Below are 15,231 nucleotides of genomic sequence, written 5' to 3'. Positions count from 1 at the left end.
GTGCCGAGCACGAGAGCTTCGTCATCCGCAGACTCCCTGAGTTGTCTCAGAATTCGCGCTGAGGTCGTCTGCGCGCGGCAGCGCTCGGTCGGCGGGCGAGAGGCCCGCGCGAGCCCACTGCGCCTGTAATTGCTCAGCGGTTATCGGCGCGACTCCGGGTTCTGGTACACCCGGACCCGTTCGCCCTCGCGCGGTGCCAGGGTATTCATCCCGTGCGTCGGAATGTGACGCAGGATTTCGCCCCCAGCGAACACTGATTGTTGAGCAACCTGTGAGGAGGCGATCGCCAGGGCCGCGTGGTTAAGATGGGCGTGTGACGTCTCGTTCCACGAGATGACAGCCGCAGCCGAGGCTCGACTGCCCACGGACATCTGGAAGGACATGACTTGACCATCTACAGCAACGTCTCCGAACTCGTCGGTCGCACCCCGCTCATCCGCCTCAACAAGGCCAGCGAGCGCACCGGGGCCGAGATCATCGCGAAGCTCGAATCCTACAATCCGGCGAACTCGGTCAAGGACCGCATCGGCGTGGCGATGATCGACGCCGCCGAGGCGTCCGGTCAGCTCCAGCCCGGCGGCACGATCGTCGAAGCGACCTCGGGCAACACCGGCATCGCCCTGGCCATGGTCGGGGCCTCCCGCGGCTACAAGGTCGTCCTCACGATGCCCGAGTCGATGTCGAAGGAGCGCCGCGCCCTGCTGCGTGCCTTCGGCGCCGAACTCGTCCTCACCGACAAGGCCCTGGGTATGAAGGGCGCGGTCGAGAAGGCCGAGGAGATCGCCGCGGACGGCGCGGTGCTCGTGCGTCAGTTCGAGAACGAGGCGAATGCCGCCATCCACAAGGCGACGACCGGACCTGAGATCCTCGCCGACACCGATGGCGACATCGACGTCTTCGTCTCCGGCATCGGCACCGGCGGCACGATCTCCGGTGCGGGAGCCGCCCTGCGCGAGGCGAAGCCCGACATCCGCATCGTCGCCGTCGAGCCCTCGGCGTCGCCGCTGCTCACCGAGGGCAAGGCCGGTCCGCACACGATCCAGGGCATCGGCGCGAACTTCGTCCCGGCGATCCTCGACACCGAGATCTACGACGAGGTCATCGACATCGACAACGATGCCGCCTTCGATCGGGCCCGTGAACTCGCGAAGGAGGAGGGCCTGCTCGTCGGCATCTCCTCCGGCGCCGCGCTCGTCGCCGCCGAACAGGTCGCCTCGCGGCCGGAGTTCGCCGGCAAGCGCATCGTCGTCATCCTTCCCGACTTCGGAGAGCGCTACCTCTCGACGCCGCTCTTCTCCCAGTACCTCGACGACTGAGGGAACCGGCAGCACGGGATCGCTCAAGGGGCGTCGGTCACCGGCGCCCCTTGAGCACTCCTCGAGGGGATGAGCAGCACGCGGGATGAGGAGATGAGGACATGAAGGCACTGTGGGCGGCGGCAGCCGCAGCGGCGGGTGCGGCGGCATACGGTCTGACGAGGCCGGGAGTTCGGGCCGCGCTGCGGGAGGACCTCGACACCGTCAAGCGCCGTGACCCGGCGGCCTCGAGCGATGTCGTCTCGATGCTCTCCTACCCGGGCCTCCACGCGATCTGGGCGCACAGGGGGCTGCACCGGATGTGGCAGCACGATGAGCTCAAAGTCCCCGCTCGGCTCCTCTCCCAGGTCGTGCGCACCCTCACCGGGGTCGAGATCCATCCCGGTGCGACGATCGGCAGGCGCTTCTTCATCGACCACGCCAACGGTGTCGTCATCGGCGAGACCTCGGACATCGGCGACGACGTCATGCTCTACCACCAGGTCACCCTCGGCGGCACGTCGATGGAGAAGACGAAGCGGCACCCCACGATCGGCAACCACGTCCTCGTCGGCGCCGGTGCGAAGATCCTCGGACCCGTCGTCGTCGGCGACAACTCCTCGGTCGGGGCGAACGCCGTCGTCGTCAAGGACGTCCCCGCCGAGTCGAGCGCGGTCGGCATCCCCGCCACGGTGCGCCCCAAGCGCACCGGTGCCGCTCCGGCACCGGAGCCGCAGGAGACGGCGGACGCCGACTTCGAGCTCTTCGACCCCGCCATCTGGATCTGACCGAGGGTCACTGCTGGGTCTGCGCCCCACCTCGGCGTGGGTCTTCGGATTCGACCCTGGCCAGACGATCATAGGCCGCGATGACCGTGCCGGCGGCGATGACCGCTGCGATGACGAAGAGCGCGGCGACCGGCCACGAGGCCCCTCCAGCGCGGACGACGAGCCACGCCGCGAGCGCAGGGATGGGGCCGCCGATGAGGGCGGCGGTCGGCTCCCGGACGAGGACGATGGCAGAGAGCCGGTGCTGCGGATCGAACAGCGCCGTGAGGATCGCCCCCTGAGTGGCGTACATCGACGCAAGTCCGATCGAGATCCCGAAGACCATGGCGATGATGATGATCAGTTCGTTCGCCGTGGCGAACATCGGGAAGACGACGATGCCGAAGACCGCGAAGACGCCCGACCCGAACAGCCAGATCCGCCGCCTGCCGAGGCGATCGCCGAGGTAGCCCGCCAAGGGGACCATGCCGATCGCGAGCGTCGAGGAGACGAGGTTGGCGGTGAGCCCGAACCAGGAGGGGTACCCGAGCGTCTGCGTGAGGTAGGTGAGCAGGTAGACCTGAGTGAGGGAGGAGAACGCGAGGTAGGGTCCGTTGATGCCGAAGCCGATGAGGATCTCGCGCCACTGCTCGCGCACGGCCTCGATGAGTGGGAAGCGGACGACGCGTCCGCTCGAGCGGATCTCCTGGAACTTCTCGGTCTCGTGGATGCCGGTGCGGATCCACAGGCCGACGACGAGCGTGACGACGCTGGCGAAGAACGGCACCCGCCACCCCCATGACATGAGGGCGGGCTCGGGAAGGAGCGCGATGAGAGCGAAGACGCCGGTGGCGATGACGATGCCACCGAAGACTCCCATGCCCGGCAGCGCGACGCGCAGCCCGAAGCGGCTGCGCTGTCCCGATTCGGCCATCATGACGAGAGATCCGACGTATTCGGCGCCCGCTCCCATACCCTGCAGGATGCGGCAGGTCGCCAGGAGGATCGGGGCCAGCACGCCGATCTGCGCGTAGGTCGGCAGCATGCCGATCGCCAGGGTCGCCGCTCCCATGAGGAGCAGGGTCATGACGAGCATCGGCTTGCGGCCGAGGCGATCGCCGAAGTGGCTGAAGAGGATCCCGCCCAGCGGGCGGCCGAGGTAGCCGATGGCGAAGGTGAGCAGAGAGCTGATCGCCTGAGTTGCGGGGTCGGCCTCGGGGAAGAAGAGGGGGCCGAAGACGACGGCGGCCGCGAGACCGAAGAGCGTGAAGTCGTAGTACTCGATGACGCTGCCGATGACGCCAGCCCACGCGGTCCGGCGCAGATTGCGCTTCTGGTCCGCGGTCTGGGTCGAGCTCTCGTTCGCGTGGACGGCTCGTGACATGCCTGCACTCCCTTGTCGTCGGCGATGACGGTGCAACTCTGCACCCTTCGACGATTAAACATCCTATGTTTAGAGGAAATCAAGCCGGAGGTTTGGGCGTGAGTGATGAGATCTGTCCTTGTGGGGCGCTGATCAGGAAGAGGGGTCGATGATGAATATCCATTGAACATGGGATGTTTGAGAGTGATGACGACCTGCTCACCCTGTCGGGAATACATCCGGAACCTTGACTGTTAAGATTTCAACAAGTTGTTTCAAAACTGAAGTTTCAACCACTGTAGGCTGGCCCCAACGGCCGGTCACAGAGACGAGGAGCAGTCATGGAATTCGGTATCTTCACCATCGGCGACGTCACGACTGACCCGACCGACGGCACCACCATCTCCGAGCACCAGCGGATCAAGAACACGGTCGAGCTTGCGAAGAAGGCCGAAGAGGTCGGCCTCGACGTCTTCGCGACGGGTCAGCACCACAACCCGCCGTTCGTCGCTCCCGCGAATCCGCCCGTGCTGCTCGCCAACATCGCCGCGCAGACCGAGAAGCTCCAGCTCTCGACAGCGACGACGCTCATCACGACGACGGATCCCGTCCGCATCGCCGAGGACTACTCGTACGCCCAACATCTCGCGGACGGACGCCTCGACCTCATCATGGGCCGCGGGAACACCGGTCCCGTCTACCCGTGGTTCGGCAAGGACATCCGCGCGGGCATCCCGCTGGCCGTCGAGAACTACAACCTCCTCTACCGCCTGTGGCGGGAGAAGAACCTCGACTGGGAGGGCAAGTTCCGCACTCCGCTCAACGGGTTCACCGTCACCCCGTGGCCGCTCGACGACGTTCCGCCGTTCGTGTGGCACGGCTCGATCCGCAGCCCCGAGATCGCCGAACAGGCCGCGTACTACGGCGACGGCTTCTTCCACAACAACATCTTCTGGCCGACCTCGCACACTGCGCGGATGGTCCAGCTCTACCGTCAGCGCTACGAGTACTACGGTCACGGTCGTGCCGACCAGGCGATCGTCGGACTCGGCGGGCAGGTGTTCATGCGGAAGAACTCGCAGGACGCGGTCAAGGAGTTCCGCCCCTACTTCGACAACGCCCCGGTCTACGGCCACGGCCCCAGCCTCGAGGACTTCGCGAAGCAGACGCCGCTGACCGTGGGATCCCCGCAGGAGGTCATCGAACGGACCCTGAGCTTCCGCGACTGGGCTGGCGACTACCAGCGTCAGATGTTCCTCATCGACCACGCGGGGCTGCCGCACAAGACCGTGCTCGAACAACTCGACCTCCTCGGCGAGGAAGTCGTGCCGGTCCTGCGCAAGGAGTTCGCGAAGAACCGTCCCGCAGACGTGCCCGACGCCCCGACTCACGAGTCGCTCGTGCTGCGGCACAAGGAGGGCCGGGATCCGATCCCCGGCGGCGGACCCGGATCGCAGGCGTACAAGGATCGCGAAGCCCGCGCGGCCGAAGCCGAGCAGGCTCGCCAGGAAGCCGCGAAGGCCGACGCCGAGAAGAAGTCCGAAGCGGAGACAGGAGCGCAGACCGAATGAAGATCCTCGCAGTCACGACCTCGCTGAGCGAGGACTCGACGACGCAGAAGCTCAGCGATCGGATCGTCGATGCGGCCGCCTCGGCGGGCAGGGCAGCAGGGCTGACGGTCGAGACGGACCACATCAACGTCCGCAGCCTGAGCACCGCGCTCACGGACATGGCGCTCACCGGATTCCGCTCCGAGGAGCTCGAGGAGGCCTACCTCAAGGTCGCCGAGGCGGACGCCATCGTCACCGTCACCCCGGTCTACAAGGTCGCCCCCGTCGGGCTGCACACGCTCTTCTGGCAGCTCATCGACGAGAAGGCACTGGCGGGCACGCCCGTGCTCATCGCCTCGACGGGCGGCACCTCGCGGCACTCGCTCGCCGGTGAGACGGCGATGCGGCCGATGCTGTCCTACCTCAAGGGCATCGTCGTGCCGACGACGGTCTTCGCCGCCACGGACGACTGGGGCAGCGCCGAGGGCGGACGCGCACTCAACTCGCGGGTCAGGCAGGCCGGGCAGGAACTCGTGGCGCTGACCGCGTCGATCCGGGGTCTGACCGGTGGCGAGGGCGGCGAAGGTGGCGAGGTCGACGGGAACGAAGGTCCCGACAGCCTCGCCCCGCATCGGATCACGATCGGGCGCGGGGAGAAGCGCGGCGTCGACGACGAGTTCGACCCGAACCGCATCACCCCGTTCGCGCAGCTGCTCGAGGGCTGACGATGAGTGAGACGACAGCCGCCCCGGTCATCCGCTTCGGGCGCGGCCGCGAAGAGCGCGCGCAGTGGGCGTGGCGGACGTACTTCGAGACGTCCCAGCGCATCCGGCAGGAGCTCGACGATCGCCTCAAGGAGCAGGCGGGGCTGACGGTCAGCGACTACAACGCCCTCCTGCTGCTGTGGGAGGCGCCGGATCGGACGCTGACGATGGGGGCGCTGGCCAAGGGGCTCGTGTTCTCCCCGTCGCGGCTCAACTACCGGATCAAGGTCCTCGAGGACGCCGGTCTCGTCGAGAAGACGACGTGTGCCGACGACCGCCGGTCCCACAACGTCCGCCTCACCGAGGTGGGGGCCCGGCGGTTCCTCGACGCCGCCCGGTTGCATCGGCGGGCCATCGACGAGGTGGTCCTCTCGCAGGTCAGCGACGAGGAGCTGGAGATCATCGGCACGGTGTTCTCCCGGATCGCCGCCGGCCTCGACTGAGGAAAAGCCCCCACTGCGTCATCGCGCGGTCGGACAGCACTGTCCGACCGCGCGTTCGCGTTGGGTGCGTGCACGTCCGCATCCGACCGGCAATCGGTCTTGCCTGCGGCCGTGAGGCCCGTGTCACAATGGCCGTATGACGATCACGACCATCGCGTTCCCCGATTCCGAACTCCGCAACCGCGTCATCGCGCGCATCCCCGCCCACCAGCGGGCCAACGTCGACCTGGTCGTCTACTCCGACAAGGAGAAGTCGGCGAAGCTGAGCAAGGACGATGTCGACGTCGTCGTCCTGCCGTACATGGATTCGGCGGGAACGATCGACCTCCTCGGCGAGCTGCCCAATCTTCGCCTCGTCATCACGCAGACGACCGGGTACGATCCCGTCGCCCACCTGCCCGAACAGGGCATCGAGGTGGCCACGGCGTCGGGCGTCCACACCGGCGGCACGGCCGAGCTCGCGCTCGCGCTGACCCTGGCGAGCCTGCGCGGGATCGACGATGCGGTGCGCAACCAGGTGTCGCGGACATGGAATCACCAGCGCTACCGGTCGCTCCAGGACCGGCGCGTCATGGTCGTCGGAGTCGGTGAGATCGGGAGGGCGATCGCCGACCGCTTCGCCCCGTTCGAGGTCGAGCTCACCCGCGTGGGCACGACCGCCCGCGAAGACGACCACGGGGTCGTCCACGGGGTCGACGAGCTGCCCGACCTGCTCCCGCACACCGACGTCGTCGTCCTCATCACGCCGCTGACGGATTCGACGCACCACCTCGTCGATGCCGAGTTCCTCAAGGCCCTGCCGGACAACGCGCTCATCGTCAACGTCGCTCGGGGCAAGGTCGTCGACACCGACGCCCTCGTCGCGGAGCTGAATACGGGCCGCCTCCATGCCGCCCTCGACGTCATGGATCCCGAGCCGCTGCCGGAGAACCATCCGCTGTGGGGGACCCCGAACACGCTCATCACCCCGCACGTCGGCGGCGACACCTCGGCGTTCGAACCGCGTGTGGTGAAGATCCTCGCCGAACAGGTGCGCCGGATCAACGACGGGGAGAAGCTGCTCAACGTCGTCGATCTCGACTGAAGTTGCGGGGGAGGGCGAGGTCTCGCGCGGACCGAAACGATAGTTCCACCATGCGAGAACCGCGCCGACGTATGCCGGACGGAAGCGTAGAGTGCCCCCATGAGCATTGATACCCCCACTTCAGCACCGGACATCAAACCGCGTTCCCGCGATGTCACGGACGGGCTCGAGAGCACCGCCTCCCGCGGCATGCTCCGCGCCGTCGGCATGGGTGACGAGGACTGGTCGAAGCCGCAGATCGCCGTCGCTTCGTCGTGGAACGAGATCACCCCGTGCAACCTCTCCCTCCAGCGCTTCGCCGGAGCCGCGAAGGAAGGCGTCCACGCCGCGGGCGGCTACCCGCTCGAGTTCGGGACGATCTCCGTCTCCGACGGCATCTCGATGGGCCATGAGGGGATGCACTACTCGCTCGTCTCGCGCGAGGTCATCACCGACTCCGTCGAGACCGTGATGAGCGCCGAGCGCCTCGACGGCTCCGTCCTCATGGCCGGCTGCGACAAGTCGATCCCCGGGATGCTCATGGGCGCCGCCCGACTCGGACTCTCGAGCGTCTTCCTCTACAACGGCTCGATCATGCCGGGCACCGCGAAGCTCTCCGACGGCACGGAGAAGGAAGTCACGCTCATCGATGCGTTCGAGGCCGTCGGCGCGTGCCGGGCCGGCACGATCACCCGCGAGGACGTCGACGCCATCGAACGTGCCGTCTGCCCTGGTGAAGGTGCCTGCGGCGGCATGTACACCGCGAACACGATGGCCTCGGCCGCCGAGGCGATGGGGATGTCCCTGCCCGGATCGGCCGCGCCCCCGGCGATCCACCGCAACCGGATGATCTTCGCCCGCCAGTCCGGTGAGGCCGTCGTCGAACTCCTGCGCCGCGGGATCACGACGAAGGACATCATCACGAAGGAGTCGCTGCACAACGCGATCGCCGTCGTCATGGCCTTCGGCGGTTCGACGAACGCCGTTCTCCACCTGCTGGCGATCGCCCACGAGGCCGGCGTCGAGCTCGAACTCGACGACTTCAACCGGATCGGCGACAAGGTGCCGCACCTCGGCAACGTCAAGCCCTTCGGCGAGTACGTGATGAACGACGTGTTCAAGATCGGCGGGGTGCCCGTCATCATGAAGGCCCTCCTCGATGCGGGTCTGCTCAACGGCGACTGCATGACGGTGACCGGCAAGACGGTGGCGGAGAACCTCGCCGCGATCAATCCGCCGGACCCCGACGGGAAGATCCTCCGGGCGCTCAACAACCCGATCCACGCGACCGGCGGCCTCACGGTGCTGCGCGGGTCGCTCGCGCCCGAGGGCGCGGTTGTGAAGTCCGCGGGCTTCGACGCCGACGTCTTCGAGGGCACCGCGCGCGTCTTCGACCAGGAGCAGCCGGCGATGGACGCGGTGCTCGGCGGCGAGCTGAAGAAGGGCGACGTCGTCGTCATCCGCTACGAAGGGCCAAAGGGCGGGCCGGGGATGCGCGAGATGCTCGCGATCACCGGGGCCATCAAGGGCGCGGGCATCGGCAAGGACGTCCTCCTCATCACCGATGGTCGCTTCTCAGGCGGCTCGACCGGGCTGTGCATCGGTCACGTCGCCCCCGAGGCTGTCGACGGCGGCCCGATCGCCCTCGTCGAGGACGGGGACCGGATCACCGTCGACATCGCGGCGCGCTCGATCGAGCTCCACGTCGACGAGGAGGTGCTCGCCGAGCGGCGCAAGGCGTGGACGATCCCGGAGAACCACCGGCTCACCGGGGTGCTCGGAAAGTACGCGAAGCTCGTCCAGTCGGCGTCGACCGGGGCCGTCTGCGGCTGATGCGCATCGTCGTCCTCGACGACTACCAGGACGTCGCCCGGTCCTACGCGGACTGGGCGACGCTGCCGGCCGACTTCACCGTCGTCACGCGTCCGGTCACCGGCACCGCTGACCTGACAGCGCTGCTCTCCGGCGCCGAGGTGGTCGTCGCGATGCGTGAGCGCACCGTCTTCGATGCGCAGCGTCTGGCGGCGCTTCCCGACCTGCGGCTGCTCGTGACCACGGGGGCGGCGAACGCGTCGATCGACCTCGACGCCGCCCGTGCGCACGGGATCACGGTCTGCGGCACCGACGCGCCGCGGACGGCGACACCGGAGCTGACGTGGGGGCTCATCCTCGCCGTGGCCCGCAGCATCCCCGCCGAGGATGCGCGGATGAGGGCCGGAGGATGGCAGGAGACGATCGGAGCAGACCTGGCCGGGTCCCGCCTCGGCGTCATCGGTCTGGGTCGCCTGGGATCGCGCGTGGCCCGCATCGGGCAGGCCTTCGGGATGGACGTCGTCGCGTGGAGTGCGAATCTCACGCCCGAACGCGCCGCCGAGGTGGGGGTGCGCGCCGTGGGCAAGGAAGAGCTGCTGGAGACCTCCGACGTCGTGACGATCCACTACAAGCTCAGCGACCGCAGTCGCGGGCTCATCGGGGCGAACGAGCTCGCGCTGATGAGGCAGAGCGCGATCCTCGTCAACACCTCGCGGGCCGGGCTCATCGACACCGCGGCGCTGACCGACGCGCTCGACTCCGGAGCGATCCGCGGGGCGGGCCTCGACGTCTACGACACCGAGCCGCTGCCCGCCGACCATCCGCTGCGCACGAGCCCGCGGACCGTGCTCACCCCGCACCTCGGCTATGTCACCGAGGGCACGTATCGGATCTTCTACCCGCAGGCGGTCGAGGACATCGCGGCGTGGATCGCCGGTGAGCCGATCCGTGTGCTGACGTAAGGGACGCGGAGAGGCGCGAGCCACCAGGGCAGCGAACTTCTTCGGCGCTCGGCCTTGCGTTCGAGTGCGCTCGAACTTGTAGCGTCGCTGTCATGAACTCACACATCGAGACCAACACAGCAGCGACGACAACGACGACAGAGGTACGCGAGCCGTCCGAGCACCGGCGGCGCTGGGCGATCACCGGTGCCTCGCAGGGGTTCGGGCGGGCACTGACCGAGGAGGTGCTGGCGCGCGGGCACGATGCCGTCGTCGTGGTCCGCGACCCGGAGTCCCTGCAGAAGCTCAAGGCGGACGTCGGGGAGCGCCTCACCGTCCTCACCGCGGATCTCCGTGATGAGACCGCCGTCGCCGAAGTGGGGGAGGCACTGACCGACCTCGACGTCGATGTCCTCATCAACAATGCGGGGCGGGCGATCGTCGGGGCTGTCGAGGAGATCGGCCTCAGCGCGCTCAGGGAGCAGCTCGAGCTCAACTTCTTCGCGGCCGCCGCTCTCACCCGCGCCATCCTGCCGCTCATGCGGGCGCGGGGCCGTGGTGCGATCGTCCAGATGAGCAGTCAGGGAGGGCGAGTGTCGTTTCCCGCGGCGGGGGCCTACTCGGCGAGCAAGTTCGCGCTCGAAGGCTGGTCGGAGGCACTGGCCGCCGAGGTGGGTCCGCTGGGCATCGGCGTGATGCTCGTGGAGCCCTCACGGTTCCGGACCGGGTTCAATACCGCGCATTCGCTGGGGGTGACCGCGGGAACGGACGTCTATGCGGCGATCGTCGGACCAGCCCGCACGGATCTCGCCGAGGTCGACGGCCGGCAGGAGGGAGACCCAGTCCGTGCGGCGGCGATCATCGTCGATCTGGTCGAGGCGAGCCTTGAAGGCAGTGGTGAGCTGCCCTTGCGTCTGCCTCTCGGCGCCGAGGCGGTGCGACGTCTGCGGGCGGCGTACAGTGGAGGTGCGGCCGAGGTCGAGCGCCTGGCCGCCGTGGCGGAGAGCGCTGACTTTCCCGGCATGCGACCTTCACAGCGGGCGGTGTGAGCATGGCGACCGACGATCTCATGAGCCGGATCCTCGCGGACCTGGGCGACTTCGCCGAGGTCGACGGGACGCTGCCGGTCGAGATCATCCACCGGATGGTCAACAGCGGTGACGAGGCCGCTTCGCTGTCGATCGCGGAGATCTCCGAGCTGCTCGGCCTCTCACCCCACACCCTGCGCTACTACGAGAGCAAGGGGCTCGTCGCGGTGGACCGGGACACAGCCGGGCATCGTGTCTACGGCGCCGAGGCTCAGCGGCGGTTGGTGTTCCTCACCCGGATGCGGCTGTCCGGGATGCCCATGCGCGACCTCGCCCACTACGTCGAACTCGTCGAGGCGGGGGAGACGACCGTGCCGGAGAGGCTCGACCTGCTCATCGAGCACCGCGACACGATCCGTCGCCGTATCCGCGAGCTCACCCTGTCGCTGGCCGCCACCGAATACAAGATCGCCGCTTACGGCGGTCGCACCGGTGACGTGCTCGGCGGGGATCACCCCGACGGTGACGGCGGCGACGGCAAACCCCCTGCCGCTGATCCGAGCTGATCCCGCCAACGCAGAACGCGGGCGAAACAATTTCGCCCGCGTTCTCATGGTGTTGTGGCACCGGACTCAGCCGGTGCGGACCTCAGCGGACCACGTCAGTCCGCACAACCTCGGCGAGGTCAGCTCGCTTCCGTACGTCAGTTCACGTCGGCGGGATCGGCCGAGACGCGACCGCCGTTCTCGAGCGCGTCGATAGAGGCCATCTCGGCGTCGGTGAGGGTGAAGTCGAAGACGTCGAAGTTCTGCGCCATGCGCTCGCGGTTGTTCGACTTGGGGAAGAGGATGTGGCCGCGCTGCAGGTGCCAGCGGATGATGACCTGGGCCCACGACTTGCCGTGTGCCTCGGCGATCTCGCCGATCACGGTCGACGCGTAGTCGACATTGCCCTGACCCAGCGGTCCCCAGGCTTCGATCTTGATGTCGTTCTCGGCCAGCAGGGGGCGGGTGTCGATCTGCTGGAACTGCGGGTGCAGCTCGATCTGGTCGACGGCCGGGATGATGCCGGTGTCGAGGATCTCCGGCAGGTAGCGGTAGTCGAAGTTCGACACGCCGATCGAGCGGGTGAGGCCCTCGTCGCGGTAGCCGGGGAACGCCTCCCAGGTCTCGACGGCGTTCTTCTGCGCCGGGGTCGGCCAGTGGATGAGGTAGAGGTTGACGTAGTCGAGTCCGAGCTTCGTCAGACTCTCCTCGAGCGCGCGGCGCGACTCGGCGGCGCCGTGGCGGTCGTTCCACAGCTTGGTGGTGATGAAGAGCTCGTCGCGGGGGATGCCCGAAGCGGCGAGGGCGCGTCCGACGCCCTCTTCGTTGCCGTAGACAGCGGCGGTGTCGATGTGACGGTAGCCGACTTCGAGGGCATCGGTGACGATGCGCTCGGTCTCCTGGGGGTCGACCTTGAAGACGCCGAAGCCGAGCTGCGGGATGGTCAAGCCGTCATTGAGGGTGAGATCTGGTACCGACATGGTGTCGCCTTTCGTCACGGATGATGGTCTGGTCGGCGCCCGGTGGGACGCCTCGACCCGAAGTCGCGCGCCGGTATCCGGCACACAACAGAGCGTACAACGACACTCACCGCCCGAATCATTCCCGAAGTCTGCATGATTTCTCCGATTGCGCTGAGCGTGAATTCTCCGGCGCCGAGGTTGTGGTGCAGGCAGGTTGCATTGCCGCGTCAGCGCGGTAGTCGGATCAGTCCGCGACCACGATGTCAGTCCGCGAACACGGTGTGGACGTCGCCGGTATGGGCACGACCGCCGAGGTCGGTGAGCTCGAGGACGACGGCTGAGCCGACCACCTCGGCGCCGAGTTCGGTGACGAGAGCCTGCGCCGCGGTGAGCGTCCCGCCGGTGGCGAGGATGTCGTCGACGAGGAGGACCCGATCGCCTGGGCGCAGGACGTCGGGGGCTTCGATCGTCGCGGTGCCGTACTCGAGGGTGTAGGACACGGCCGCGGCGGGTTTGGGCAGTTTGCCGGCTTTGCGGATGGGGAGGATGCCCGCCCCGGTCTTCGCCGAGATCGCCCCGGCGAAGAGGAATCCGCGCGCCTCGAGTCCGCCGACGAAGTCGAAGTGGCCGACGAACGGGGCGATGAGCGCATCGGTGACGGCGTTGAACGCGGCGCCGTCGGCGAGCAGCGGGGAGATGTCGCGGAAGTTCACCCCGGGCTCCGGGTAGTCGGGGATCGAGGTGATGAGGGTCCGCGCGCGGTCGAGCTCTGCATTCGTCACGGGTCAACTGTACTCGCGGCCGCTCGCTTCTCGACGGCATCGCGCGAGCGTATCCTCGTGCCATGAGCGCTCGCTCAGAACCGGTCACGCTCGCCGAGGCGTTCGCGCAGGTGCCGCGGCACCGTTTCCTGCCCGCTGATCAGCAGGGCTGGTCGGACAGCAATGTGCCGCTTGAGATCGGGTGCGGGCAGACGAACTCGCAGCCGAGCACGGTCGCCGACATGCTCGCGTTGCTCGGCGTCGAACCGGGGGAGACGGTCCTCGATCTCGGGTCCGGTTCTGGATGGACGACCGCCCTCCTGGGCGCGCTCGTCGGACCTGGTGGCCGTGTCATCGGCGTCGAGCGTCACCGGGAGCTCCTCGATCGTTCTATCTCCGCCGTCGCCGGGCTCGGCATCGACTGCCTCGAATTCGCCGAGGCGACGCCCGGGGTGCTCGGTCGACCCGAGCGTGCGCCGTTCGATCGCATCCTCGTGTCCGCAGGTGCTGATGAACTGCCCGAGAGCCTCGTCGCGCAGCTGTCCGTCGGGGGAGTCATGGTCCTCCCGGTCGCCGAGGTGATGCTCCGCGTCGAACGCACGGGCGAGGCCGCCGGCGCGGTGACGATCACCCGGCACGGCCGCTACCGCTTCGTCCCTCTCATCACGGAGTGAGGCGGCGACACCGACGCCCCGAGCCGACAGTTACGCGGTCACACTGCGCACGCGGCGGCACCGACGCGGTGAACCGACAAATACGCGGTTAGCGCAGGGCGTATTTGTCGGTTCGGGGCGTCGCAGCGGAATGTGTCGCGCGCTGGCTGCTCAGGCCTGTCCGCGCTACTCACGTCGAAGCACAGTGTGAGTGCACTGTGACGCATTTGCTCAGCTATATTGACGTTTGGTATCGATAGGCGCAGAATGATGTCATGTATCAGGTGTTCACGACCGCCGACCTGAGACGTCTCGGCTGCTCCGACCGCGACGTGAGCGTGGCAGCCGACTGCTGCCTGGAGCGAGTCGCTCGGGGGCGGTTCGCGGTCAAGCGCCTGTGTGACAATCCCAGGCACGCCAGGATCGCGGACGCGGTCACGCTCGGCGAGGCCGAGTTGTTCGAGGAAGTGGGAGACGTGCGCGACGTGCTCGCTCGGGCCAAGGTCCTCATCCGCACCCGTGCCGATGTCGTCAACGGTCGGTCGGGGGAGTCGGGTCGCCACGACGTGGAGGTCTTCTCCCATCTGTCGGCCGCTCTGCTGTGGGACTTCACCATCGTGAAGATGGACAAGCCGTTCGTCGAAGTCATCCGAACCTCCACGAACAAGCGGCACGCCCACCTGTTCATACGACGGCGCGACGTTCCTCCAGGACAGATCGACCGCCTTGGCGATGTCGCCCTGACGACACGGGAGCGCACGCTCATCGATGTCGCCCGCGACTGCGACCTCGACATCAGCGTGCCCATGCTCGACGACGCACTGCGTCGGCACGTGGTGACGCCGGACGGACTGCGCGACGCCGCCGCGAAGTGCCGCGAGACTCGCGGCCGATTCCGCGTCGCGGCGGCTCTCGACCTCGCCGATCCGCGTCGCGAGTCACCCGGAGAGTCGATCAGCGCGGTGAGGCTCCACGAGGTCGGCCTCACCGGGTTCGAGCCGCAGGTGGAGATCGCCGACGCCCACGGTCGCTTCGTCGCTCGGGTCGACTTCCTCCACGCCGCATCGAAGACGATCCTCGAGTTCGACGGCCGGATCAAATACACGATCGACGACACGGACCCCCGTCACGCGTTCGACAGGGAGCGCGAACGCGAGCGGCAGCTGAGGGCTCTCGGCTACACCGTCGTCCGCATCTTCTGGAAGGACCTGTGGCGCCGGCGCCCGTTCACCGATCTGGCACGGCTCGTCAGCGCCCGTACACCGGCGGCACCGACGCGGTGAA

15 protein-coding genes are annotated in these 15,231 nt (G+C 67.8%); 12 read left to right on the top strand and 3 right to left on the bottom strand.

Annotated elements, in window-relative coordinates; genetic code table 11:
• Positions 1-386 precede the first annotated feature (386 nt).
• Complete coding sequence (gene cysK, locus ACFQ91_RS15520; RefSeq protein WP_198499234.1) at positions 387-1,316, top strand: cysteine synthase A; 930 nt, start codon at positions 387-389, stop codon at positions 1,314-1,316.
• Positions 1,317-1,417: 101 nt separating this feature from the next.
• Complete coding sequence (epsC, locus tag ACFQ91_RS15515) at positions 1,418-2,083, top strand: serine O-acetyltransferase EpsC (protein ID WP_198499233.1); 666 nt, start codon at positions 1,418-1,420, stop codon at positions 2,081-2,083.
• A gap of 7 nt (positions 2,084-2,090) precedes the next feature.
• Here epsC and ACFQ91_RS15510 read toward each other — a convergent pair whose 3' ends face one another.
• Entirely contained in the window at positions 2,091-3,446 is a 1,356-nt protein-coding gene (locus ACFQ91_RS15510) for an MFS transporter (RefSeq protein ID WP_198499232.1), read from the bottom strand.
• A 320-nt stretch (positions 3,447-3,766) separates the two neighbouring features.
• Between ACFQ91_RS15510 and ACFQ91_RS15505 the strand changes: the two genes are divergently transcribed.
• The 8 genes from ACFQ91_RS15505 to ACFQ91_RS15470 all read left to right on the top strand — a co-directional run bounded on the left by ACFQ91_RS15505 (position 3,767) and on the right by ACFQ91_RS15470 (position 11,592).
• Positions 3,767-4,996 carry an LLM class flavin-dependent oxidoreductase gene (locus tag ACFQ91_RS15505; RefSeq protein WP_198499231.1) on the top strand — a complete coding sequence of 410 codons (1,230 nt, stop codon included), beginning with the start codon at positions 3,767-3,769 and terminating at the stop codon, positions 4,994-4,996.
• Positions 4,993-5,700 carry a CE1759 family FMN reductase gene (locus tag ACFQ91_RS15500; protein WP_198499230.1) on the top strand — a complete coding sequence of 236 codons (708 nt, stop codon included), beginning with the start codon at positions 4,993-4,995 and terminating at the stop codon, positions 5,698-5,700. Before ACFQ91_RS15505 ends, ACFQ91_RS15500 begins: the two co-directional genes overlap by 4 nt.
• Positions 5,701-5,702: 2 nt before the next feature.
• A complete protein-coding gene (locus tag ACFQ91_RS15495) occupies positions 5,703-6,182 on the top strand; it encodes a MarR family winged helix-turn-helix transcriptional regulator (protein ID WP_198499229.1) in 480 nt (159 codons plus the stop codon).
• Between the two features lie 136 nt (positions 6,183-6,318).
• Complete coding sequence (locus tag ACFQ91_RS15490; protein WP_198499228.1) at positions 6,319-7,266, top strand: 2-hydroxyacid dehydrogenase; 948 nt, start codon at positions 6,319-6,321, stop codon at positions 7,264-7,266.
• A gap of 99 nt (positions 7,267-7,365) precedes the next feature.
• The gene (gene ilvD, locus ACFQ91_RS15485) at positions 7,366-9,078 is read left to right on the top strand and encodes a dihydroxy-acid dehydratase (protein ID WP_198499227.1); all 1,713 of its coding nucleotides are present in this window, start codon (positions 7,366-7,368) and stop codon (positions 9,076-9,078) included.
• Complete coding sequence (locus ACFQ91_RS15480) at positions 9,078-10,019, top strand: D-2-hydroxyacid dehydrogenase family protein (RefSeq protein WP_198499226.1); 942 nt, start codon at positions 9,078-9,080, stop codon at positions 10,017-10,019. Before ilvD ends, ACFQ91_RS15480 begins: the two co-directional genes overlap by 1 nt.
• A 92-nt stretch (positions 10,020-10,111) precedes the next feature.
• Positions 10,112-11,047, top strand: a complete 936-nt coding sequence (locus tag ACFQ91_RS15475) for an SDR family NAD(P)-dependent oxidoreductase (protein ID WP_198499225.1) — start codon at positions 10,112-10,114, stop codon at positions 11,045-11,047.
• Positions 11,048-11,049: 2 nt separating this feature from the next.
• Positions 11,050-11,592 carry a MerR family transcriptional regulator gene (locus tag ACFQ91_RS15470; RefSeq protein WP_376871466.1) on the top strand — a complete coding sequence of 181 codons (543 nt, stop codon included), beginning with the start codon at positions 11,050-11,052 and terminating at the stop codon, positions 11,590-11,592.
• A gap of 137 nt (positions 11,593-11,729) precedes the next feature.
• Here the strand turns inward: ACFQ91_RS15470 and ACFQ91_RS15465 are convergent, their stop codons facing one another.
• Together ACFQ91_RS15465 and ACFQ91_RS15460 are read right to left on the bottom strand one after the other, a co-directional pair.
• Positions 11,730-12,551: an aldo/keto reductase gene (locus ACFQ91_RS15465; protein WP_376904118.1), complete on the bottom strand. Its 822-nt coding sequence runs from the start codon at positions 12,549-12,551 to the stop codon at positions 11,730-11,732.
• A gap of 245 nt (positions 12,552-12,796) precedes the next feature.
• Positions 12,797-13,315, bottom strand: coding sequence for an adenine phosphoribosyltransferase (locus tag ACFQ91_RS15460; protein ID WP_376872564.1), 519 nt, complete (start codon positions 13,313-13,315; stop codon positions 12,797-12,799).
• A gap of 62 nt (positions 13,316-13,377) precedes the next feature.
• Between ACFQ91_RS15460 and ACFQ91_RS15455 the strand changes: the two genes are divergently transcribed.
• Positions 13,378-13,968, top strand: coding sequence for a protein-L-isoaspartate O-methyltransferase (locus tag ACFQ91_RS15455; protein WP_376872561.1), 591 nt, complete (start codon positions 13,378-13,380; stop codon positions 13,966-13,968).
• Positions 13,969-14,423: 455 nt separating this feature from the next.
• Positions 14,424-15,230: a hypothetical protein gene (locus ACFQ91_RS15450; RefSeq protein WP_198499218.1), complete on the top strand. Its 807-nt coding sequence runs from the start codon at positions 14,424-14,426 to the stop codon at positions 15,228-15,230.
• Position 15,231 lies beyond the last annotated feature (1 nt).

Origin of the sequence: Brevibacterium sp. NPDC056726, assembly GCF_042790515.1 — a bacterium.
In the GTDB taxonomy this organism is placed as follows: Bacteria; Actinomycetota; Actinomycetes; order Actinomycetales; family Brevibacteriaceae; genus Brevibacterium; species Brevibacterium sanguinis.
Note: the sequence above shows the minus strand (reverse complement) of the source record. Positions and strands in the feature narration are given on the sequence as shown.